The following is a 230-nucleotide window of genomic DNA, read 5'->3' as shown; positions in this document are numbered from 1 at the left end:
AACACACGTTGCTTAACATCTTTACTTTTATACCCATGGCTATAGCGAATATTAAAAGTAATATCACACTGAGCTGGCACGAGGTTATCTAGCACATTATCAATATTAATACCGGTGACTTGCAGCGTTGTTTTTGAACTAAGTTCATCTAAAGGCCAGTCTATTTGTGTGAGCCTGTTAACCACTTCAGCACTGATGTGCGCAGCATTAATGGTATTCTCAGGATAGGC

General features: G+C 39.6%; 1 protein-coding gene. It reads right to left on the bottom strand.

What is annotated here, in order from left to right; translation table 11 throughout:
* A partial coding sequence (locus SB749_RS21165; RefSeq protein ID WP_410712053.1) for a peptidase dimerization domain-containing protein occupies nt 1-230 on the bottom strand: 230 nt, incomplete at both ends.

Origin of the sequence: Brevibacterium sp. SIMBA_078, assembly GCF_046534565.1 — a bacterium.
GTDB lineage: Bacteria > Actinomycetota > Actinomycetes > Actinomycetales > Brevibacteriaceae > Brevibacterium.
This window is presented reverse-complemented; position numbering and strand designations above follow the sequence as displayed.